The 23,725-nt window shown below is 42.5% G+C and carries 16 protein-coding genes; 2 read left to right on the top strand and 14 right to left on the bottom strand.

Annotated elements, in window-relative coordinates:
* Positions 1 to 161: 161 nt before the first annotated feature.
* The gene (locus tag R7M92_RS11990) at positions 162 to 1,802 is read left to right on the top strand and encodes a Lon protease family protein (RefSeq protein WP_318133422.1); all 1,641 of its coding nucleotides are present in this window, start codon (positions 162 to 164) and stop codon (positions 1,800 to 1,802) included.
* Positions 1,803 to 1,872: 70 nt separating this feature from the next.
* A complete protein-coding gene (gene fabA, locus R7M92_RS11985; protein ID WP_005390081.1) occupies positions 1,873 to 2,391 on the top strand; it encodes a bifunctional 3-hydroxydecanoyl-ACP dehydratase/trans-2-decenoyl-ACP isomerase in 519 nt (172 codons plus the stop codon).
* 140 nt (positions 2,392 to 2,531) lie between these two features.
* On the opposite strand, the gene rmf is transcribed toward fabA, so the two are convergent.
* From rmf to R7M92_RS11915, 14 genes are all read right to left on the bottom strand, one after another.
* Entirely contained in the window at positions 2,532 to 2,705 is a 174-nt protein-coding gene (gene rmf, locus R7M92_RS11980; protein WP_005377453.1) for a ribosome modulation factor, read from the bottom strand.
* Positions 2,706 to 2,886: 181 nt separating this feature from the next.
* The gene (locus R7M92_RS11975) at positions 2,887 to 4,620 is read right to left on the bottom strand and encodes a DUF3466 family protein (protein ID WP_005390080.1); all 1,734 of its coding nucleotides are present in this window, start codon (positions 4,618 to 4,620) and stop codon (positions 2,887 to 2,889) included.
* Positions 4,621 to 4,627: 7 nt separating this feature from the next.
* Positions 4,628 to 6,547, bottom strand: a complete 1,920-nt coding sequence (locus R7M92_RS11970; RefSeq protein WP_005377449.1) for an ABC transporter ATP-binding protein — start codon at positions 6,545 to 6,547, stop codon at positions 4,628 to 4,630.
* Positions 6,525 to 6,767, bottom strand: a complete 243-nt coding sequence (locus R7M92_RS11965; protein WP_318133420.1) for a glutaredoxin family protein — start codon at positions 6,765 to 6,767, stop codon at positions 6,525 to 6,527. The genes R7M92_RS11970 and R7M92_RS11965 overlap by 23 nt, the downstream gene beginning before the upstream one ends.
* Positions 6,768 to 6,788: 21 nt before the next feature.
* The gene (rlmKL, locus tag R7M92_RS11960; protein WP_318133419.1) at positions 6,789 to 8,909 is read right to left on the bottom strand and encodes a bifunctional 23S rRNA (guanine(2069)-N(7))-methyltransferase RlmK/23S rRNA (guanine(2445)-N(2))-methyltransferase RlmL; all 2,121 of its coding nucleotides are present in this window, start codon (positions 8,907 to 8,909) and stop codon (positions 6,789 to 6,791) included.
* A 486-nt stretch (positions 8,910 to 9,395) separates the two neighbouring features.
* Positions 9,396 to 9,938: a cell division protein ZapC gene (locus R7M92_RS11955; RefSeq protein WP_005377444.1), complete on the bottom strand. Its 543-nt coding sequence runs from the start codon at positions 9,936 to 9,938 to the stop codon at positions 9,396 to 9,398.
* Positions 9,939 to 10,106: 168 nt separating this feature from the next.
* Entirely contained in the window at positions 10,107 to 11,117 is a 1,011-nt protein-coding gene (gene pyrD / locus R7M92_RS11950) for a quinone-dependent dihydroorotate dehydrogenase (RefSeq protein WP_017634281.1), read from the bottom strand.
* Positions 11,118 to 11,428: 311 nt separating this feature from the next.
* A complete protein-coding gene (locus R7M92_RS11945) occupies positions 11,429 to 16,270 on the bottom strand; it encodes an NAD-glutamate dehydrogenase (protein WP_005377441.1) in 4,842 nt (1,613 codons plus the stop codon).
* Between the two features lie 201 nt (positions 16,271 to 16,471).
* Positions 16,472 to 16,690 (bottom strand): DUF2835 domain-containing protein, encoded by a 219-nt coding sequence (locus R7M92_RS11940; RefSeq protein WP_005377440.1) that lies wholly within the window; start codon positions 16,688 to 16,690, stop codon positions 16,472 to 16,474.
* Positions 16,691 to 16,755: 65 nt separating this feature from the next.
* Complete coding sequence (gene pepN / locus R7M92_RS11935) at positions 16,756 to 19,362, bottom strand: aminopeptidase N (protein ID WP_253656871.1); 2,607 nt, start codon at positions 19,360 to 19,362, stop codon at positions 16,756 to 16,758.
* 226 nt (positions 19,363 to 19,588) lie between these two features.
* Positions 19,589 to 20,254, bottom strand: a complete 666-nt coding sequence (locus R7M92_RS11930; RefSeq protein ID WP_005377438.1) for a hypothetical protein — start codon at positions 20,252 to 20,254, stop codon at positions 19,589 to 19,591.
* A gap of 194 nt (positions 20,255 to 20,448) precedes the next feature.
* Positions 20,449 to 22,455, bottom strand: coding sequence for a carboxy terminal-processing peptidase (gene prc / locus R7M92_RS11925; protein WP_318133417.1), 2,007 nt, complete (start codon positions 22,453 to 22,455; stop codon positions 20,449 to 20,451).
* A 17-nt stretch (positions 22,456 to 22,472) separates the two neighbouring features.
* Entirely contained in the window at positions 22,473 to 23,099 is a 627-nt protein-coding gene (gene proQ, locus R7M92_RS11920) for an RNA chaperone ProQ (RefSeq protein ID WP_005377435.1), read from the bottom strand.
* A 97-nt stretch (positions 23,100 to 23,196) separates the two neighbouring features.
* On the bottom strand, positions 23,197 to 23,670 hold the full coding sequence (locus R7M92_RS11915) for a GAF domain-containing protein (protein ID WP_005377433.1): 474 nt from the start codon (positions 23,668 to 23,670) through the stop codon (positions 23,197 to 23,199).
* Positions 23,671 to 23,725 lie beyond the last annotated feature (55 nt).

Below are 23,725 nucleotides of genomic sequence, written 5' to 3'. Positions count from 1 at the left end.
TACTTGGGCAAATAAAACTCTTAGAAGTATCGATGTTGATCACTCATTTGTCTAAGTATTGTTCATTGAGAGTTGAATGCCGAGAGCAAACCAAATTGGTGCTAGGGTGTTATAGTCCGTTTCGTTATAATGTCGGCAAGATTGAATTACGATGAATTTTAATGAACCAACTTAATTGGCAAGACGTAACACCTTCACTTGAGCAGTACGAAGCACTTTTAAAGTCTGCACCTTCGTTACCAAAGAAGTCTTTTACTGAGCTCCAACCGAGAATGTCGGCAACGATATCTCGTTTTTCAAAAATTTCCGGATTGACGCGAGCACTACTCATTAACTGCGTAGATAATTCTGTATATAGAGAGTTCATCAGTAAAGCTCTTCAGAGCCAGTCTAACGCTGCGATAGTTTTGTCGGAATCACTTGATGCCAAACGTTTATTTGACCGTTACAGTGTCGATTTAAGTGGTGATATTGCCTTCCAACCTGGTTTAATTTCACAGGCAGATAACGGTTACTTAATTGTACCGGCTAATCTAATTTTGGCTAACCCAGGACTTTGGCCAAATATAAAGTCTGCAATTCAACAAAACCTTATCGAGCCACTGAACCTAAGCACTACTCGTTTACCTACTTCAGTACCGCAAGCTAAAGCTTATGATGTAAAACTGATTGTAACAGGAGAAAGAAGTCAGTTAGCAGAGCTAGAATACATCGATGAAGACTTCTGTTCTGGCTTTGCCATGTATACGGAAGTTGAAGAAGATATTCATCTGTCAGAGCAGAATTTGACAGATTACTTTGGTTTAGTGAACTGGATATGTTCTCAATATCAGCTGCCTCACTTAACTGAATGTGGTTTTAGAAGATTGTTGCTAGCCGGTATGAGATTTACTGAAGATCAACATTATCTGCCTTTAGGAGTAATGTGGCACTCTCAACTTCTAACGCTTGCCAGCCAGTTCAGTGATGGCCACGCATTAGATTACAAGGCGTTAGATAAAGCGATTGACGACAAGTATTACCGAGAGTCTTACCTTCCTCAGCGTGCCGTGTACGATATTTTAGATGGACAAGTCATCATTGAGACAACTGGGGAACAAGTTGGTCAAATCAATGGCCTAACCGTTATTGATATGGCTGGGCACCCTGTCAGCTATGGTGAGCCTGCACGAATATCTTGTGTAATTCATTTTGGTGATGGCGATGTTTCCGATGTTGAGCGCAAAGCTGAGCTTGGAGGCAATCTACATGCAAAAGGCATGATGATTATGCAAGCTTTCTTGAGCTCTGCTCTGAAACTGGATGAACCACTGCCTTACTCAGCCTCCATCGTATTTGAACAGTCTTATAGTGAAGTTGATGGTGACAGCGCATCTCTTGCAGAACTTTGTTGCTTGGTAAGTGCTTTATCTGAATCTCCAATTAATCAACAAGTTGCGGTTACAGGGGCTGTTGATCAGTTTGGTCGAGTGCAAGCCGTTGGTGGCTTGAACGAAAAAATTGAAGGTTTTTATCAGGTTTGTAAACATCAAGGTTTTACAGGAAATCAAGGTGTTGTGATGCCAAAATCAAACCTTAAACACCTTGCATTACATAAAGATGTAATAGAAAGCATTAAAAATGGTGAGTTCCATATTTGGTCCGTTTCTACCGTAGATGAAGCTATTCCGATTGTAATGAATAAACCTTTTAGAGGTGAAGACGATAGTATTATTGGCAAAATAGCGGAACGTATTGAAAACTTTGAAAGACATGAGCACCCAGAAGGAATTGTGCAGCGCATCAAAAACTGGTTTGTCTAGTACTGATCGGAGTTGTTTAGCGTACACGTGTTCACTAAGATGCAGCTATCAAAAATTGGAGTAATTGATAATGCAAAACAAACGTGATTCTTATAACCGTGACGATCTACTTGCTTCTAGCCAAGGCGAACTGTTTGGGCCTGGTTACCCTCAGCTTCCTGCGCCAAACATGCTAATGATGGATCGTGTTACTAAAATGTCTGAGACTGAAGGCGATTTTGGTAAAGGTTTGATCTTGGCGGAATTGGATATTACTCCAGATTTGTGGTTCTTTGACTGCCACTTCCCTGGCGACCCTGTAATGCCGGGTTGTCTTGGCCTTGATGCGATGTGGCAACTTGTTGGTTTCTTCCTTGGCTGGGTTGGTGGCAAAGGAAAAGGTCGTGCTCTGGGTGTTGGCGAAGTGAAGTTTACAGGTCAGATCCTGCCAACAGCGAAAAAAGTGACGTACGAAATCCACATGAAACGCGTTGTAAACCGTAAACTTGTGATGGGTTTGGCCGACGGTCGTGTATGTGTGGACGGCAAAGAAATCTACGTAGCAAAAGATTTGAAAGTTGGCTTGTTCCAAGACACTTCAAGCTTCTAATCACGATTTTAATCGATTTATTAAGGCTCCTATTTAGGAGCCTTTTTGTTATCGAGTGTTAACCTACTTCCCTATGTCCCTATAATGTAGAAAAGGCTCCGTAGAGCCCTTTCGAATCCTTCTTTTTGTATGTGGAGAGTTTATTTGTAGAGACCAGATTGTCTTTCATCTCTGGCATCACGCCAACCACCTAACCAATACGACCGAGCATCAACTTGTTGATATGGGCAAGCCTCTTGAGACCTTCCATTCAACCCAGCTTTGTAGCCTTGAGATTGAGCTCGTTCTAGGCGATCACGCTTTTGTCTCTTCATAGTTAATTCCTCATACAGGTCCATTTACTAACGTACAGCTGTTATTGTGAAACTTTGATGGAGTTTTTATGACTCCACTTATAAGAATCGATCAAAGTAGGCAATTTCTCAAGGCATAAAAAAAGCAGAGACTCAAATGTGTGAGCCTCTGCTTGATTTAAAAATTACTGACGATTTTTAACTATTTTCTACGGAACCCAAACAATCCAAGCATGGTCAAAGCTAACCAACCAAGACCTGCACCTTGACGCTCTGTCGTCGTTGAGTCAATGCTTCGAGATACGATGTCGTCCTTCGTTGCGTCAGCAATAGGTACTAGTTTGACGGCTACAATTTGCTCTTCAGAGCTACATGTCGCATTGTTTGCTGTTGTGCTATAACCACCTGCACATTTCATAGCAGTACCAGAGATCACACCTGCATCATTGATATCAGTTGCGTCGATAATACGAAACTGATTGTTTTGTTCAGAGTAATCACCGCCATTAGTCAAACTGTCTAGGAACCAAGCTTTTCCATTAAACAATGTTGCAGCACGTTCACTAGTCTCGCCACCTAGGCTATATGGATAGATAAAACCGCGCTTACGACGTGGCTTGCCATCGTCTTCACGAGTCGTTTCTGCATCAAGTTGCCCGACGATCTCATTGTAAGAGTTGATACCGCCCATCTTACCGCCCGCACCGCTAAAGAAAATGCCAGTAGTTGGGTAAAAAGCGCTAATAGAATCCTTACGAACATCATCTACGATAAAGAGACGATTCGGAGCAGAGCCCGTTGGCATTAAGTATCCGCCCGAACGTTTCGCTTCACCAATAGCAACAAAATTAGAGTTAACGTCGGTTAATCGTGAGTTTGTATGAACCGTATCATCACCTTCGCGCTGTCTAGCTCCTACAACAACTTTATTTTTCCAAGTTGCGTTTTCAACGCTACCTTCGGCTTCTAGAGTTCCGACAAAAACAGTCGCATTCAGGTAGTTATCATCACTGTAAGTGTTGTAACCTACGCCATAGACCGTTGTTCCATCAGTGACAAGGTCACGCATGCTCCCTTGAGCTAACCTTTCTCCATCTTTAGATGTGCCACTTGGCCAAGCCAATTCACTGACGGTTCCGCTTTGATCCCAAATCGCTGCTTTTGATGTGTGGTGAGATCCATTGGTATTGCTTGCTGTTCGAGAAACACTGCCAACAGTAAAAATGCCGTCTGTGCTCCAAGCATGGCTTTGCACAACACTTGCGTCACTATCGCCAGTAAGAATATTTGGCTCTACTGGTGCAACTACGGTATTTCGTGTTTCTAATGTAGAAGTATTTTCTGTGCTAACTTTACTCTGATTACCGACAGCTGCACCACCCTCGGTAAGCTGGTTGATAACATTGTTATATTCATTTTTATAAGCAGCAGAATCTTCTTCTATGAACGCTAACGCATTAGAAGTAAAGTCTTTACTACGTTCTTTATTCCACGGCGTCCAGTTTACTGAAGCCCATGAGTCACAGGTGGAATAGCGAAGCTGGTTGTAACAGTAACGCTCAAAGTCTTTGAGTTCTTGGATGTAATAAAAGCCAGCGTCTAATCCGAATGGGATTTCTTCACGATAGCTGTTCCCATCCACGGCTTGTGTCGCTGAAATCGGCGTAGTGCGAGTTTCCATTGCAAGTTTAAACTGCTCTGGCGTGCAGTTTGCTGCTGCATCAAAGCAGCCTAAAGCGAAAGGTGAACCTGTTGAAGGATCTGTACCTGCATCGCCCTGTTGAATTGCAACCCCGTAAGCCGTTTGGTAGTCACCGTTTGAACCATGATCCTGAGGTGAAACCTCAACAACTTGATACAATGCCGCCTGTGCGTTCATTGTGGTACCAACCATCATTGCAATGGCGGTCAATTTGAATTTATTACTACAATTCATTGAATTCTTAACTATCCTGTTGCATTGCTTCGAGTTCTTCCCATCTCTCGAATGCGATTTCCAACTCCTGCTCTAGTGCAGCAAGCTGTTCCAATACCGGCTGAGTTTGCTCTACAGGTTTAGCAAAGAACTCTGGATCGTTCACTTGCTCCTGAAGGCTCTCGATATCCGACTCTAATTGTTCAAGTTTAGCTGGTAGAGCCTCTAATTCTCTTTGCAGCTTATACGATAACTTCTTCGAATTGTTCTTAGGTTGCGTAGTTTTGGGAGTTTCCTCAACCACTTTCTCTTTCTTCGTTGGTTTTTCAACCTGACTGCGCGAAGCAAGAACTTGGTCACGCTGCTGTTTAGCATCATGATAACCACCAACGAACTCTTCGATTATACCGTTACCCTCAAAAATCCAGCTGGTTGTTACTGTGTTGTCTACGAACTCACGGTCGTGACTCACTAACAATAGTGTACCCTGATAATTGGCAAGCATTTCTTCTAAAAGTTCCAACGTTTCGATATCCAAATCGTTAGTTGGTTCATCAAGAATAAGTAAGTTGTTTGGTTTCAACAAGATACGGGCTAGCAATAATCGGTTTTTCTCACCACCAGAAAGTGCCTTAACCGGGGTTCTGGCGCGCTTGGGTGCAAATAAGAAGTCTTGAAGATAACTCAGCGCATGACGCTGACGTCCCCCAACCATTACTTCTTGTTTCCCATCCGCTAAGTTATCGATCACTGTCTTTTCTGGATCCAAAATCTCTCGGTACTGATCAAAGTACGCGACTTCTAATTTTGTTCCGCAGTGTAAACGACCAGACTGCGCTTCCAATTGCCCTAGTAGCAATTTAAGTACCGTACTCTTACCGCAGCCATTTGGTCCGATAAGTGCAATACGGTCACCACGCATGATGTTAAAGCTAAAGTCGTCGACAATTGTCTTGCCTTCGTAAGCAAAAGATACATTTTCTGCTTCAAATACAATCTTACCTGAACGAGAAGCATCATCGATGTTTAGGTTAACTTTACCTTGAACTTCACGACGGTCACGACGCTCTTCACGAAGTTTTTTAAGGGCTCGAACACGGCCTTCATTACGAGTACGACGTGCTTTAATGCCTTGACGAATCCACACTTCTTCCTGCGCTAGTTTCTTATCGAACTCAGCATTTTGCATTTCTTCGACGCGAAGCATTTCTTCTTTGTCATTCAAATACTGTTCGTAATTACCAGGGAAAGAAGCTAATTGACCGCGATCTAAGTCAACGATGCGTGTCGCCATCGACTTGATGAATGCACGGTCGTGAGAAATAAAGATGATCGAGCCTTTGAAGTCTTTTAAGAAGTTCTCTAACCATTCGATCGTTGTCACATCGAGATGGTTTGTTGGTTCATCAAGAAGCAATACATCAGGATCACAAACCAGCGCACGAGCTAAAGCAGCTTTACGTTGCCAGCCACCGGATAGATCGGTCAGTTTGGTTTCTGGGCTTAGTTTTAAAGCGCCAAGTACGTTCTTAACACGGTCATCAAAGCGCCAAGCGTTAGAATGATCAAGTTGCTCTTGAACTTTCGCCAAACGGTTAATGTTCTTCTCACTTGGGTCTTGAGCAACAAGATCGAGAAGATCGTGATAGATCTTCAATTGTTCGCCGATTTCAGCCAAACCGCCAGATACGTATTCGTAAACCGTACCCTCTTGATTGCGCGGTGGATCTTGTTCAAGCCGAGAAACTACTACGTCTTGAGTTATTTGAATCTTGCCATCATCCAACAAAATGTCGCCGGCAAGCACTTTCATTAACGTGGACTTACCTGCTCCGTTACGACCAACTAAACAAACGCGTTCGTTTTCTTGAAGAGCGAACTCCGCTTTATCTAGCAATGGGTGGTCACCAAATGCAAGTTGTGCGTTATGAATGGTAAGTAATGCCATTATTATCCAACCAATGTGTGAGTTGTTCTAAGTCAAACGGCCAGTTCAACTCAGACTCTTGATATTTTAAGACGGGTATTGTGAGGCCGTAACGAGAAAATAGTACATCATCGAACGCAATATCGATGATATCTGTTTGCTCGGCCAAACCGACTTGGCCTACTAGAGCAAATGCCATCTCACAAAGATGGCATCCCTCCGTGCTATACAATATCAGCACGTATTAATCCTTTTGTTTATACTACGCGTGCGTTACTAGCCAACAGTTATGAATCTGTTTATTACGCGCAAAATCTAATGGTAACGTTTGAGAAGAAATATTCTGAGCCTTCAAACCCAATTCAGCGAGTGATTCTTCATCCATCTTGAAATGACGTTTGTTATTTGAAAATACGATTGTGCCTTCACTTCTCAGTAAACGTTTGAGGTTCTTCATTAGCTTAATGTGGTCACGTTGTACATCGAATGATGTTTCCATACGCTTAGAGTTAGAGAACGTAGGTGGGTCAATAAAGATCAAGTCGTACTCACCTTTTGCGTTTTCTAGCCATTGCAAACAGTCCGCTTGTTCATATTTATGTTGGCGCCCTACACAGCCATTAAGCTGCATATTGTCTTTCGCCCAGTTCAAGTAGGTGTTTGACATATCGACAGTTGTAGTGGAACGCGCACCACCAACTGCAGCGTGCACTGTTGCACTACCAGTGTAAGCAAACAAGTTAAGGAAATCTTTACCCTGTGCCATTTCGCCAAGACGACGACGAGTGATCTTATGATCCAAGAACAGGCCTGTGTCTAGGTAGTCATGAAGGTTCACGATCAGCTTCACACCGTACTCGTTTACTTCGAGCGTCTCTGATACCTGACCTAATTTTTGGTACTGGCTTCGACCTTTCTGCTTCTCACGAACTTTCAGTATAACTTTGTTCGCTTCGACACCGGTCACCTGAATCGTCGCACGGATAATGTCCGTTAGACGACGCTTGGCTTTTTCTTCAGGGATGTTCTTAGGTGCTGCGTACTCTTGAATCACAATTTGATCGCCGTACACGTCGATCGCTACGTTGTATTCTGGAAGGTCTGCATCGTAGATACGATAGCAGTCTAGTTTCTCTTTACGCGCCCACTTGCCAATCTTGCCAATGTTTTTCTTCAAACGGTTTGAGAAGTCTGGTGCGATTTGAACGTTAGTATTTGCACCTTTAACTTCATCAGCGCTGCGCTCGGCAATGCTGTAGTTCTTTTGGTGACACGGTAACGCACCGTTGTTCAATTTAAACTGTTTATCAGCGCGCATACGAAGGCAACTCAAGAGCTCGTCTGAGCTAGAGAAGATAGATGCTTTACATCCGCCAAACTCAGATTTTAGCTGTCCACCGAATGCGGTATATAGCGCAATCAGCCCCGGCTCAGTTCCTAGACGCTCACCGTAAGGTGGGTTTGAAACGATAACACCGTGTTCAAATCCTGCGGGACGAGTAATAGTTGCAGCATCACCTTGCGCAAACTCAATCAACTCTTCAACACCTGCTCTGCGGGCGTTTTCTTGAGCGACTTTTAATACTTTGGGGTCGTTATCGAATCCAAAAAACTTAGCGTCAACTTTCTTGACACCCCGTCTAGCTTGAACATTAGCCTCTGATTTAATCTCAGCCCAGGTCTCCGGTTCAAAGTCTTCCAAAACTTCGAAGCCCCATTGTTTGCGCTTAACGCCAGGTGCCATGTTGGCTGCCATCATTGCCGCTTCAATAAGCAAAGTACCAGAACCACACATTGGATCGAGTAATGGTTGATGCCCATCCCAGCCACAACGCATGATAATCGCAGAAGCAAGCGTTTCACGTAATGGCGCACGACCCGATTCTGGTCGATAACCACGCTGATGAAGACCACTACCTACCATGTCTATCCCAAGCAACGCTTTATCTTTATGCAAACGAACGTGAATACGAATATCTGGGCGTTCTTTGCTGATATTAGGACGTGGCAAGCCTTTATTCTCAAAGCAATCTACGATGCCATCTTTGACCTTCATAGCCCCGTATTGGCTATTTCTAATCTCACGGTTTGTGCCGTTAAAGTCCACAACAAAGCGTTTAGAGCTATGAAACTGGTTAACCCAGTTAATAGTGGAAGTGGATAGATACAAGTCCATGTCGTTGTTACACGTGAACTCAGATAAAACACGTACAAATCGAGACGCTAAACGGCTCCACAAACAACAGCGATAAACCTGTTCGTTTGTCGCTTTAAATTTTACGCCTGCCTGTACTGGTTTCGCATTTTCAATGCCTAGTTTAGTCAGTTCTTCAACAAGCAAATTTTCCATGCCATTTGAAGTTACCGCGAGATATTGATTCATAGTGTTCTTTCGCTGATAAAAAATGGCTTCAATTATACCTGACTTTACGATCAATGCCTCGTTTTTAAAGGTATTTTCCCACCCGTTAGTTCAAATCATCACCACTCAAATGATCTAAAACTTTCAACATCTTTAGTTTGAATGTTTTTCATTCATGAACGTATTTTGTTTCCTTTAGAAGAAGTGAATACTTATTTACATGCATTTTGGTATATACCAGCCTGAGTTGATTGATGTAAGTTACTTACAAATACCCTTTATAGGGGAATAAATAGGGTTGTTTTAGGCGATAGGTTGCCTAATTAAAGGAGTAATCCAATTGAAATAAGTAAAATAAAAGTGACCAGCTTCATGTTTGCATGCATAGAAAACAAACAGTTTCATGGTCTTTCGGATTGGAGTGTCAGAGGAAAGGACAAAAAAAATCGACCCAATAAGGTCGATTAAGGCAAACAAAGGAACGAAATAAAGAAAAATTAAACCGCTTTAACCCACCATTGCCATAGGGGTCATTGCAAAGAGGTGGTTTGCACAAGCCATGCGATCATGCATTACTTTAATCGGCTGCCCAAATTGAAGCGCCTTATTGCCATCAAGAACAAAGGCTTCTTGGTTAACATAAGCACATAAGCTCGATGTTTCGCCTGGTTCTAGAACGATGAACATACCATCAGAATATTGATTTGTGAGGAAGACCATGTCCCCTTCTTGAGGTTCATAATCAGAGGACTGTGCATCGAAGAACCAGCTCTTAGGCTGTACAGGTTTATGAAAACGCTTTGCAGCAACACAATACAGTGTTAATTCAGCTTGGCGATATTCACTGATATCGAGACAGCGAATGCGCTCATTAAACGTTTGAAATGCGCTGGCGTCATCAACGGTAAATTCACTGTTTGAGAAGGCACAGTTAACCAACAATTTTCGGGATAGATTGGTTTGGAAAATCATTTCCTCCCCCAGATCCAGCATTAAGCAAGCTTTTTGCTCGTCAAAATACCAATTCCATTTGTCGCTGGGTTTAAGCATTATTCCGTTCTCTCTTGACTAGTTAAATCAGTGGTAAAGAGGTAAGACGCTTAATTACCTACTCGTGATTTTTAAATTCTACAAACGAACGGATAAAAAAAAAGAGGAAACAAAATCCTCTTTTTTATGTAACAGGTACTGATTTTTCAGTAGTTTTTGATGTATATGTTAAAGATTTTTAACAATATCACGTACGAGACCTGGGCCGTGGTAAATAAAGCCAGTGTAGACTTGAACAAGTTTAGCGCCTGCCATGATCTTTTCTTTGGCTGCAACATAGGAATCTACACCACCAACACCGATAATTGGAAGTTTGTCTCCAAGCTCTTCATGAAGCTTACGTACGACCTCCGTAGAGCGTGATTGCACAGGGCGACCACTCAAGCCACCTGCCTCATTGGCGTGTTTCATCCCTTCTACGATCGTGCGATCCAAAGTTGTGTTAGTCGCGATCACACCATCTATATTGTTTTTCAATAAAGAATCGCAGATTTGGCAGATTTCATCGTCACTTAAATCCGGCGCAATCTTTAATGCTAACGGGACATACTTGTTGTATTTCTCTGATAACTCCGCTTGTTTCGCTTTTAATTCGGAAAGCAGTTCATCAAGCGCTTCACCATATTGAAGTGAACGAAGACCTGGAGTGTTTGGCGATGAGATGTTTACTGCAATATAGCCAGCATACTCATACACTTTTTCCATACAAATCAGGTAGTCCTCTGCCCCTTTCTCAATTGGCGTATCTTTATTTTTACCGATATTAATTCCGAGAACACAATTGAATTTTGCTCGTTTAACATTCTCGATCAAATTATCAACGCCTAGGTTATTAAAGCCCATGCGGTTGATGATCCCTTCTGCTTCCACTAAACGGAATAAGCGTGGTTTATCATTACCTGGTTGTGGTCGTGGCGTTACAGTGCCGACTTCGACAAAGCCAAAGCCCATGGCATCAAATGCTTCAATACATTCGCCGTTTTTATCTAAACCAGCCGCAAGACCAACAGGGTTACGGAATGTTAGACCCATACACTCAACTGGACGAGTTGGTAACTGTTGGCGGTAAAAGAGATCAAGTGGTGTGCCGTTAAAGCGTTGGAAGTTCTTGATTGCAAGATCATGTGCCTTCTCGGCATCGAGTTGGAAAAAGCCAGTTCTGGCTAGACGGTAAAGCATTGTGCCTCCGAAAGAAAAAAGCCCCGTATAAACGGGACAATATTATTTACCGTTTTTCATCGTAATTCAATGAAAATGAACGTAATAAGTAAAAACCTATATCTTTATAAGATTTTTAAATATAAAACAAACAATTACAATCAAGTTTCTGCGATAAAAATCGTAACTAACCGCTTAAAAGCAATCGATTTCACTCTGTTTTAATTTCAACCAAATGTGACAATGTAACCATTTTCGTTCCAAATGTGAATAATAGATAATAAAAAGCCCCGTTAAATAACGAGGCTTTTACTTATGACTTGATTATTCCACTACTCTTTCGATGAGCAGTTGAGGTTTAAAAGTACTAGCTCTCGAAGTGCTACAGAGAACTTAGCAAATTCGTGTACTGAGCCAACTTTGAACTCGTTTAAGATACTCTCCCAGCGGTGCAACGATTGCTCGTTAGTTTCAATCCAATCTTCTAACGCAGCCATCACGTCAAGCTCTTCGGTTGAGCAGCCACAAGTCAGTACCTGAGCGGTAAGTTGACGTTGTTGCCAGTCCAGATCTTCACGGAATGCCGCTCTTGCAAGTGCTTGCCAGTTGTTATCAACGGCTTGGCTATTAATTTGCTTCAAGAACCAATGCAACGATAAACGGTCACCCAAGTTAAAGTAGAGTTTCGATGCTTGCTCAACCGTTTTACCTGTTTCACTTGCTACTGATGAAATATCCAGTGCAGATTGTAAGCTTGATAAGCGGGCAACTTGGTGAGCGAGTTTCTCTTCAACCCCTTTCTCTATCCAACCTTGAGCCAACTCATTGTGTTCTTCAACTTCAGACTCAACTAACATAGTGTCTAGGGTTTCAGTGATAACATTGACATCTTGCTTGTAGATAGCAATCAACTCACCGACCGTGCATTTGCCGCTACGGTTACGAAGCAACCAGCGTGCAATTCGACGCAGTGCTCGGCGCACGTAAAACATAATTTCGTATTGAGCTTGCGCTGTCGCAACGTTATCAAGTTTGCGAGTTTGCTTGAGGATTTCTTCTAAATCAAAGATTTCTCTAGCCGCACTGTAAGCGTTGGCAATATCGACAACACTTGCACCAGTTTCTTCTTGCAAACGAGTAACGAAGTTACAGCCCATTTCATTAACCATCTGGTTAGCCAATGCTGTAGCGATAATTTCAGCTCGCAGTGGGTGATTAACCATTTGATCTTTATAGTTACGTCGTAACGCACTTGGGAAATATTCAACAAGTTGTTTTGCATGGAATTCATCATTTGCGATTTCATCCGTAACAAGTTGCTGTTTAAGTACCATTTTACCGTAGGCAACTAACACTGATAGCTCAGGGCGAGTCAGACCTAGTCCCTGTTTTTCACGCTCGATTAGCGTTTCATCATCAGGAATGTATTCGAGAGCACGATCCAAGTACCCTGCTTTCTCCATAGTGTGGATGAATCGAATTTGCTCCTTAACAATGCCAACACCTTGCTGTTCAGTAACAGAGATCGACTCCGACTGACGGTAAGCATCATCCAAGACAATTTCACCCACTTCGTCTTCCATAGACTCTAGAATTTGGTTACGTTGCTTAACCGTAAGATCGCCATTTGAAACCAGTCCATTGAGGAAGATCTTGATGTTGACTTCATTATCCGAACAGTCAACGCCACCTACGTTATCAACGAAGTCCGTGTTCACTCGACCGCCAGTTAGTGCGTATTCGATACGACCAAGCTGAGTCATACCCAAGTTACCACCTTCGCCAACCACTTTGGCTCTTAAGTCACGGCCGTCAATGCGCAGCATGTCGTTAGCACGGTCGCCAACATCTGTATGAGTTTCTGTTGATGATTTAACGTAAGTGCCGATACCACCATTCCAAAGCAGATCGACTTTCATTTTCAAGATCATCTTTATCAGATCGTTAGGCGCTAAAGATGCTTTCTTAGTACCTAACATTTTCTGAATTTCTGGCGTCAACTGGATCGATTTTGATCGACGAGAGAAGATGCCACCACCTTGAGAGATCAAGTCTTTGTTGTAATCTTCCCAGCTTGATCTTGGCAGATTAAACAAGCGGTTACGCTCTTCCCAGCTGCTGGCTGAATCTGGATTTGGATCAATAAAGATGTGCATGTGGTTAAACGCAGCTTGCAATCGAATATGCTTCGATAACAGCATACCGTTACCGAACACGTCACCTGCCATATCACCTACACCGATTGCAGTAAAATCAGTGGTCTGACAGTTGATGCCCATTTCACGGAAGTGACGTTTAACAGATTCCCAACCACCTTTTGCGGTGATACCCATTGCTTTGTGATCGTAACCGTTTGAACCACCTGAAGCGAATGCGTCACCTAGCCAGAAGTTGTATTCTGCAGAAACAGAGTTTGCCAAATCTGAGAAGGTTGCTGTGCCTTTATCGGCAGCCACTACTAGATATGGGTCATCTTCATCGTGACGAACAACGTTTTGTGGTGGTACCACCTCTCCTTCAATGATGTTATCTGACACATCTAGCAGTGCACGGATAAAGCGTTTGTAACAACGCTGACCTTCCGCAAAAATTTCATCACGAGTGGTGAGAGATGGCTGGCGTTTACAAACGAAGCCGCCTTTTGCACCAACTGGTACAATTACAGTGTTCTTAACCTGTTGCGCTTTTACTAAGCCAAGAATCTCCGTACGGAAGTCTTCTTGACGATCTGACCAACGCAAACCACCACGAGCCACTTTTCCACCACGAAGGTGAACACCTTCAATATCTGGTGCGTAAACAAAGATCTCGAATGCAGGTACAGGCTGCGGAATCTCAGGAATATCGCTTGGCTTCATTTTCAAAGATAACCAAGGCTTAGGCTGCTTATTCTCGTCTACTTGGTAGTAGTTGGTACGAAGCGTCGCCATGATCATTTCAATATAACGACGAATAATACGATCATCATCCAAGCTCTCTACACGATCCAACTGCTCTGTTAGCTTTTTAATTAGATCGTTTTGGCCTTTCTCGCTGCCTTTGTGTTTCGGATCAAATCGCTTGGTGAACAGCTTGACTAGACCTGTCGCTAAGTCTGGGTAGTGGCTTAGCGTGTCTTCGATGTACTGCTGACTGAATGGGAAGCCGACTTGGCGCATGTATCGTGCGTAAGCGCGAAGAATGGAAATCTCACGGCCAGATAAAGACGCACCTAATAACAATCGGTTGAAACCATCACTTTCAAGATTACCCGCCCAAATGGCAGCAAATGCTTGTTGGAAACGATCACGAGCTTCACGAAGGTCAACGGTTTTCTCGCTCTTATGCAGCATAGAGAAGTCAAGGATCCAGAAAGTCTGACCGTTGTTTTTCTCGATCTCATATGGCGATTCGCCAATCACACGCAAACCAAGGTTTTCCAACATCGGCATTACGTCAGAAAGGTGAATTGGTTCATCGCGATGATATAACTTTAAGCGGACAGCTTTGGAATCTGCACCCTCTTCTTGAGGTCGGTAGAACAACATACCAAGTTTATTATCATCACTTAACGCTTCTAAGCGCTCGATATCTGCAACCGCAGAACCTGGCATCATGTCCTCTTTGTATGAGCGAGGGAACGCACTCATATATTCTTTTGAAAGAGGAAGGCCTTTACTTTCACCAAAGTTAGCAATGATGGATTCTTTTAGTCTGTCATCCCAAGAGGTAGAAACTTCCATTAGATTTTGCTCGATCTTTTTCACGTCTACGTCAATGTTGTTATTGTCTACACGAACAATGTAATGTGTTCTCGCTAGTGGGCTTTCTGAGAAGTACGTTGTAAATTCAACCTCTTGCTCGCAACCAAAGTACTGCTTAAGAATGCGTTGAGTTTGACGACGCAATTCTGTGTTGTAACGATCTTTAGTGACATAAACCATGCAACTGAAGAAACGACCAAATGGGTCTTTACGAACAAACAAACGCAGCAAGTCACGATCTTGCATTTGTACAACACCCATTCCCACCTCAAGCAGCTCTTCTTCATTAGCTTGAAGCAACTCGTCGCGTGGGTAGTTTTCTAAGATATTGTGCAATGCTTTGTATGAGTATGATCCGTGACGGTATCCACTTGCTTCAAGGATACGGTCAACTTTTTCACGGATCAAAGGAATACTTTGTACCGCTTGGTTGTAAACGGCGGAGGTATATAAACCAGTAAAGCGATGCTCACCTATTACTTTACCGTTTTCATCAAACTTCTTAATACCGATGTAATCAGTATAAGCTGGACGGTGGATACGAGATGCTTTGTTACCTTTGGTGATGATCAGAGCGTATGGTTTTTTCGCTTCTAATCGCGCTGAATCTGATAATTCAGAGAGCTTGACGCTACGCACGCGCTTGTCATCAGCAAACAGACCTAGTCCTTTTTCTTTAGCAGGAACAAGTTCGGTATCACCATTGACCTCTTTTAAGTCATAATCTTTATAACCCATAAAGGTAAAGTTATGATCTTCTAGCCAACGAAGAAATGCGATCGTTTCATCCATACGATCAGTTTGGATAGAAACACGATCTTTATTTTTCTCAAGTTCATCAGTAACAAACTTAAGCTTATCAACCATCTGCTTCCAGTCATCAACGACTAAGCGAGTATCAGATAGAATTCTTAACAGCTCTTCTTTAAGCGCTTGCATCTCGTCTTTACTAGTAAGGCGGTCTACCTCTATGTGGAAAAGTGATTGAAGAACACCACCCTCACCGTTTACGTCTGTAACTTGGCCTTTTTTATCACGCTGAATCTGTGTTGGGTTATTCAACATTAGGTGACAAACAAGATCCAAACGTGCTAAAGCCATTTTGACTGAGTCCACTAAGAATGGACTATCTGGAACAACAATTTCTACGATTGTGTGTGTGGATTGCCAGCCTTGACGACTTACGGTCGGGTTAAATACTCGAACCGAAATCTCTTCTGGTTTTTTTTCATTGATATGGTGCCAAAGGCTAACGACAGCACCATAAAGGTCGGATTCGTTTCGCTGAATTAGATCATCATCAGCAATGTTACTGAATAAGTGTTGAGCAAGTTTAGTTACAAGCGTTTGGTGAGAAAGCTCGAGTTTGTCTTGAATCAGTTGGTAAACCTTTTCAAGCAGAACCGGCACTACATTTTCACGCGCGGTCATATTCACACTCCACATTAGAATTGTTGTTTTGTAGGGGGACTTAGTAGCTAGGTTGTTACCTTAGAAACTAAGCATAGGTAATGCATGTGCCCATTGTAAAAGCATAATTACAAATGTTTAACAACTAATCGTAGTGGTAAGAGGTGAAATGTCCGATTCTGTGACTAAGATTCCTATTTAACTCTCTGCAAATACAATACATCACAGAGTTTCTAACTTAAGAAACTTATTATTTTGGTCAGTTGTTAGTCTAAACTGGCCTCTAACGCCCAATTGACTAAGAAATGGTCTAAATCTCGCGGCGGGTAACTGCAAACGCAAACCGTTGTGTGTGACAACTTGAACAACACTTGCCGCACCAGAATAATGAGATAAAAACGTTTGATATGAAATGTTGAGATTGAAGTAGTAATAGTTCATGAAGTGAAAACTAAGTGACATAAACAAATAAGGTGGCCTTAATGACCACCCTATTGTGTTGTTTACTATTCGTCTAGTGCTTTAGTCACTTTTTCGAATAGATCTTTAGCAAGATTATCCATTGCTTTGAGCTTTTCAAGTTCTGCACGAATCATTGCTTGGCGAGCTTCATCGTATTTACGGAACTTAAGCAAAGGATCAATCATTCGAGAAGCTACTTGTGGGTTCGAATCATTTAGTTGGCGAAGAATTTCACCGGCAAACTGGTAACCTACACCGGATTTATCATGGAAACGTACAGGGTTCGCACTTAAGAACGAGCCAATTAAGCTGCGCGTACGGTTCGGATTTTTCAAACTAAATGCTTCGTGGTTCATGGTTGCTTTTACTTTTTCAAGAGCATCCTCTGCAGGATTGCTACCTTGCAGTGCAAACCACTTATCCATAACCAAACCATCGTGCTTCCATTTATCGCTGTAATCAGCCATAAGTGCTTCACGACACTCGAGCTGAGCGTTATTTGCAGCACTCATCGCAGCAATCGTATCTGTCATGTTATTTGCAGATGCGTATTGTGCGTTGACTAAATCATTACCTTTTGCCGTATGTGCTAGGTATTGTAGGCAACGGTTACGTAAAGCACGCTTGCCAATAGCAGCATGGTCGATCGTATACTCTGTTTGCTTAAGCGTGTGATAAGTCGCACTTAGCTCATCTTCTAATTCCTTAGAAAGTGACACTGTAATGCTGTTTAGCACTTTGTCTACGGCATCGATATCAATTTGTTGGTACCAACCAGTAATCTCATTGATTGAAGGCATAGAGAAAACTTGAGCAATGAAAGCTGGCTCAAGCGTTTCATCCAACAGCACACCGCGGAAAGCATCTATCACACCTTCAGAAAGCGATACTTCTTGTCCCGCTTGAACGTTTTTCACATTCTGACGAATGTATTTAGCCAATAGCATTTGGCTAGCGTCCCATCGAGCAAAATCGTTCGTTGCATGCTTCATCAAGAAGACTAACTCGTCATCGCTGTAATCGTATTCTAATTTGACTGGTGCCGAGAATTCACGCAACAAAGATGGCACTGGCTGTTCTTCGACATTTTCAAATACGAACGTTTGCTTATCTTGTTTAATATCCAGCACGTTATGAACAAATTCACCGTTACTCATCAGTGGGATAACTTGACCTTTCGAATCATACAACTCGATATCGAACGGGATATGCAGCGCTTGTTTTTCTGCTTGGTCTTGCGTCGGCTCCGTAAATTGCTCTACCGTTAGTGCGTAAGTTTTTGCATCAGCGTTGTATTCGCTATTTACGCGCAGCGTTGGTGTACCTGATTGGCTGTACCACAGACGGAACTGTTTTAAATCAACACCGGTGGCATCTTCCATTGCAGAAACAAAGTCTTCACACGTCGCGGCGGTACCATCGTGACGTTCAAAATAAAGTTTCATTCCTTTTTGGAAGCCCTCTTCGCCAAGGAGTGTATGGTACATACGAATAACTTCGCTGCCCTTTTCATAGACCGTTAGCGTGTAGAAGTTATTCATCTCAATGACTTTGTCAGGACGAATCGGGTGAGACATTGGGCTTGCATCTTCCGCAAATTGAGGACCACGAATAATACGTACGTTATCAATACGGTTATCAGCACGAGAACCTAAGTCAGAAGAGAATTCTTGGTCACGGAATACGGTTAAGCCTTCTTTTAGACTTAGTTGGAACCAGTCACGACAAGTGACACGGTTGCCAGTCCAGTTGTGGAAGTACTCATGACCGATCACAGCTTCGATACCTAAATAGTCACGATCTGTCGCAGTTTGATCGTTCGCCAGCACATATTTTGAGTTAAAAATGTTCAAGCCTTTGTTTTCCATTGCACCCATGTTGAAGAAATCAACAGCAACGATCATGTAAATATCCAGATCGTATTCTAGGCCAAAGCGTTCCTCATCCCACTTCATCGAGTTGATCAGCGATGTCATCGCATGGCCTGCACGATCTAAGTTACCTTTATCAACAAAGATTTCTAAATCAACACTGCGACCTGACATCGTTGTATATTTGTCACGCAATACATCAAAGTCGCCTGCAACAAGGGCGAACAAGTAAGCTGGTTTTGGATGCGGATCCTGCCATTGAACCCAATGACGACCGTTCTCTGCATCGCCTTCTGCAATTCGGTTACCATTGCTCAGCAAATATGGATAAACCGCTTTATCTGCGATCACTTTTGTTGTGTATTTTGCTAGAACATCCGGACGGTCTAGATAGTACGTGATACGGCGAAAGCCCTCAGCCTCACACTGAGTACAAAATGCGCCGCCTGATTTGTACAAACCTTCGAGTGCTGTATTCGCTTCAGGATCAATTTTGGTGACGATTTCAAGTTCAAACTCGGATGGAAGATCGGTCAGTACCAGCGATGACTCCTTCACCTCGTGATGAGCCCAATCCTCACCATTTACTTTTACAGCGCGTAGCTCAAGCCCTTCGCCATCGAGTTCTAGCGTTGTTGTATCGCCTTTTTGAGCAACTTTTGATACCGCCGTAACGATTGTGTCATTGTCATATAGATCAAACGTTAGATCGATATCAGTAATCGCATGAGATGGCTCTTTATAATCTTTACGATATTTGGCCTTGGGAGCTTGAGACATGAGCATAAATCCTTGTATGTCGAACAACAAAAATACCAGACTGCATGATCAAAAATGCAGTTCTGGTATCACTATATAAGCTATTTGTAGGGGTTGTGGTATCAGAATACAAGTCTTTCCATCAAAAAACGGAGCTTTTAGTGCTCTAGCTCCGTTTTTTGATTAACATTTAAACAACATTAATGACTTACCGTACGCACGCGTAATTTGGCGCATGTTAAAGGCATCATGGCGTAACTCTATTGAGTACGGCGTACATATCACCATTGGAATCTTCGATCGTTAGCTCATTCTTGTTGAGCTTATACGTGGTTCCATGCTCGCCATTTTCATACAACAAAACCAAAAACTCATCTTCTGTGTAAAACACACCTTGTTTGATGGACTCATCCCCTTCTTCGTTCGAAACCCTAAACATGAACACGAAATCAGGTTGAAGTATCAAATCCATCTGATTAATGTTGTTGGCCACTAGACCGTCGCCAGATACGTGAGAGCTAGACCAAATACCTGCAAGTGAATTGGATAATCCCTTAGTGAATGTTACACCATTAAGATCAAGCGTATTATGGTTGTTGCGATAGGCATAAATTTGAGGCTCGTCGGTGTTTAAACCAAGAACGATGGTGTCTTCATTTGCGTTATACAGCCCTTCCCAATGGTCAACGGAATAGTCTTTCTTTTGAATATCAATAGAAAAGCTGTAGTCAGAACCTAATGAGAGTTTGATCGCACGAAAGTTTTCAGCTGACTCTTCGGGGTTTGGGTTCATTAAATACCAGTCTCCGATGAGAAACGGCGTGTCAAAGTGACTTAATTCATCTTCTCTGGTGTTTTCTCCACCAAACACACTAAAGCAGCAAAAGCTAAGTAAAATAAAGAACCACTTCATATCGGCATCCTTATCGTTTTCTTTTAGCTTAGCCAGTAGTCCTCACTTTCGCGAAATTTTAGATGTAGATCACGTAAATTATTGGGGGAAAATAAGCGAATATCTTGCTCGATATCGAGACAGCGGAAGACAAAAAGGCATAAAAAAAGAGTGAATCTGAAAGACTCACTCTTTTTATTCTAAATTGCCAGTTATTATGACTGATTTTCCTGCTTAAGTAGATCGACCATAATCGCGACAGACTCATCTAAATAAACATCAGGAGCCTCGTAGTCTTTTGGTATATCATCCAATGTTTTGAATGCTTTTTTACCCAAAGCAGCTTGACGTTCATTTATGCGTTGTAATCGAAGTGCTTCCGCTTTATCCGATTCAGCTTTACGAACTTTTTCGTTCAAAGACAAAGTATTATCGTCTTTTTCTTTACGATATTTCTCGATGTCTTCATTGATAAAGCGGAACTCCATCTCATCAGAAATACGCTTGTTATGAAGAGCAGTAAGTTTTTCAATTAAGGCGTCGTTACTTGGAAACGTTTGATATTGTGCTTTATCAATCTGATCCCAAGGTAAAGCATTGTCTTCAACACTTTCACCTGTTTCAGAAGCCTCGATTGGCGTTGGGTACGAAATATCTGGTGCAACACCACGATTTTGCGTACTTCCACCGTCAATACGATAAAACTTCTGAATCGTGTACTGAACATAACCTAGCTCTTTATCGAAAAGATCGTAAATATGATTCAGTGAACGATGTTGCTGAACTGTACCTTTACCGAAAGAGTTTTCACCTAAGATGATTGCACGATTATAATCTTGCATTGCCGCTGCAAAAATTTCAGATGCTGAAGCACTGTAGCGGTTAATCAATACCGTCAATGGGCCATCATAACTCACTTTTCCATCGGTATCGGCATTCACCTTGATGCGGCCATAGCTGTCACGAACTTGAACTACAGGACCTTCTTTAATGAATAAACCTGTCAATGCCGTCGCTTCTGTTAGCGCACCACCACCATTGTTACGTAGATCAACGATTACGCCGTCAACGTTTTTGGTTTTCAACTCAGCTAGTAATTTATCGGTGTCTTTCGATAAGCCGACGTAGAAACTTGGTACTTCTAAAATACCAATCTTCTTACCGTCTTTTTCGATGATTTCTGACTTAACCGCACGATCTTCTAAGCGAACTTTGTCACGAACAATTGTGACAATGTAACTCTTCGCATCGTTACCTTCTGGCAAGATCTGTAGATTAACCTTTGTGCCTTTCGGGCCTTTGATTAACTGAACAACATCATCCAGACGCCAACCGATCACGTCGACAATTTCTTCACCGTCTTGTCCAACACCAGTGATTCGGTCCCCTTCACCAAGTTGCTTACTCTTCGACGCCGGACCGCCAACAACAAGTGAACGAATTACTGTGTAATCGTCTGTCATTTGCAAAACGGCACCGATGCCTTCTAGAGAAAGGTTCATTTCCGATTGGAATTGCTCGGCATTACGTGGAGAAAGGTAGCTTGTATGAGGGTCAACCTGTCGCGCGAAGGCATTCATATACAACTGAAATGCGTCTTCATTGTTGGTCTGTGTGATGCGCTTCATCGCGTTGTTATAACGCTTCTCTAAAACTTCTTTAATCTCTGGCCACTCTTTGCCAGTCAGTTTCAGATTTAACGCGTCATATTTCACACGCTTGCGCCACAACTCGTTGAGCTCTGCTTCGTCTTTTGGCCATGCGGCCTCAGAGCGGTCTAACTCTATCTCGTCATCGGTATCAAACTTGATCTCTTCATCGAGTAGAGTTAACGCATAAGCAAAACGATCGAAACGCTTCTGCATTGAGAGGTTGTAAACATCAAAAGCAATTTGGTTGTTGCCCGATTTAAGCTGATCATCAAGCTCGACTGACCAGTTTTTAAATGAGTCGATGTCTGCTTGAGTGAAAATATTTCTATTGTAATCAAGCAACTCTACATAGCGTTCAAAGATCGCTTTAGAGAAATCATCATTGAGGCTGAAGTGCTTATAATGAGAGCGGGTAAATCGCGAGGTGACTCGTTTGCTAGCTGTTTCATGCTGAACTTCAGGAGAAAGAACCGGCAGGTCATCTTTATGTAGTTTGGCTTCAAGAGCCTGAGCTGATGCTGCTAGCCATAAGCTAGCAGCAATCAGGGTCACTTTTGAACGGCAATTCATGCGTAGGAGTATCTCCTTTATGCGCGCAAGTGCTCCGCTTTCACAACCATTTGTAGGCCGTTAGCAAGTTGAACACGTACATCATCCTTATTGATTTCAACAATGGTCGCTGCCATGTTTCCTTTGCCCATGTTCACGTTAACTGCGTTACCTACTGTGATTTCATCAGCATTTAGAGCGCGCGTTTCTACAGGCTTAGTTGGTTTTTGTACTTTTGGTTTATTAGTACGACGAGGCTGTTGAGGCTTTTTAGCCGCAGGTTTCGCTTTCGCCTTACCCTCTTCACGAGCTTTTTGTGCTTGTTCTTTACGACGAGCCTGAACTTTCGCCTTGCTTTCTGCAAGTGTCGCTTTCGCGTGTTCAACGTGCTCTTCTTCTAGCTCACCACAAGGGTTGCCATCTAGGTCTACACGTACTGCACCTGGTTTTACACCGTGTAGGTAACGCCATGATGAAGTGTACTGTCTTAACGCTGCACGAAGCTGTGTTTTGCTTACTTTTTCGTCTTCATTTAGACGTTCCGCAAGATCTTGAAAAATACCAATTTTCAGAGGTTTTGCTTCACCTTCTAAAGTAAAGCACTTAGGGAAACATTCAGCAATATATGCAATAACTTCTTTGCTGTTTTTTAACTTTTCAGTCATGAGGGGTCCTGATTTGAGCGGATTTCCGCGAGCATTAAGAAAAAATATTCTCGTATTATAGTGACATGCCAAGGAAAAACCACACTCGAAGGCTAATTTATGCGTCGTTCGCGTGTGAATTAAGCAGCTTTTCTACTTCAACCATGAAATGAGTGAGACCTTCTTCGTCTGTTTCATTAAATCGGCCAATACTTGGACTATCAATATCAAGTACACCAACCACCTTTCCATTAATAGAAAATGGAATCACAATTTCTGAATTGCTCGCTGCATCGCACGCAATATGCCCCTCAAATTCGTGAACGTCGTATACTCTTTGTATAGTATTAGTTTGTGCAGCAGTACCGCAGACGCCTCGACCCATTGGGATACGAACACAAGCTGGTTTTCCTTGGAACGGACCAAGAACAAGCTCTTCACCTTTTGTTAGGTAAAAGCCTGCCCAGTTAAGATCGTCAAGTTCCATGAAAAGCAATGAGCTCAAGTTTGCTAGGTTCGCAATAAAGTCTGGTTCAGACTCAATTAGAGCAACAGCTTGTTTGGTTAGTCTTTGGTATTGTTCTAAGTTCATATTAACTTCCTACTTACTATAAAAGCTTCCATTCTCAATGTATGGCGCTAAAATG

The organism is Vibrio sp. Vb2880, from assembly GCF_033337975.1.
Lineage (GTDB): Bacteria > Pseudomonadota > Gammaproteobacteria > Enterobacterales > Vibrionaceae > Vibrio > Vibrio alginolyticus.
This window is presented reverse-complemented; position numbering and strand designations above follow the sequence as displayed.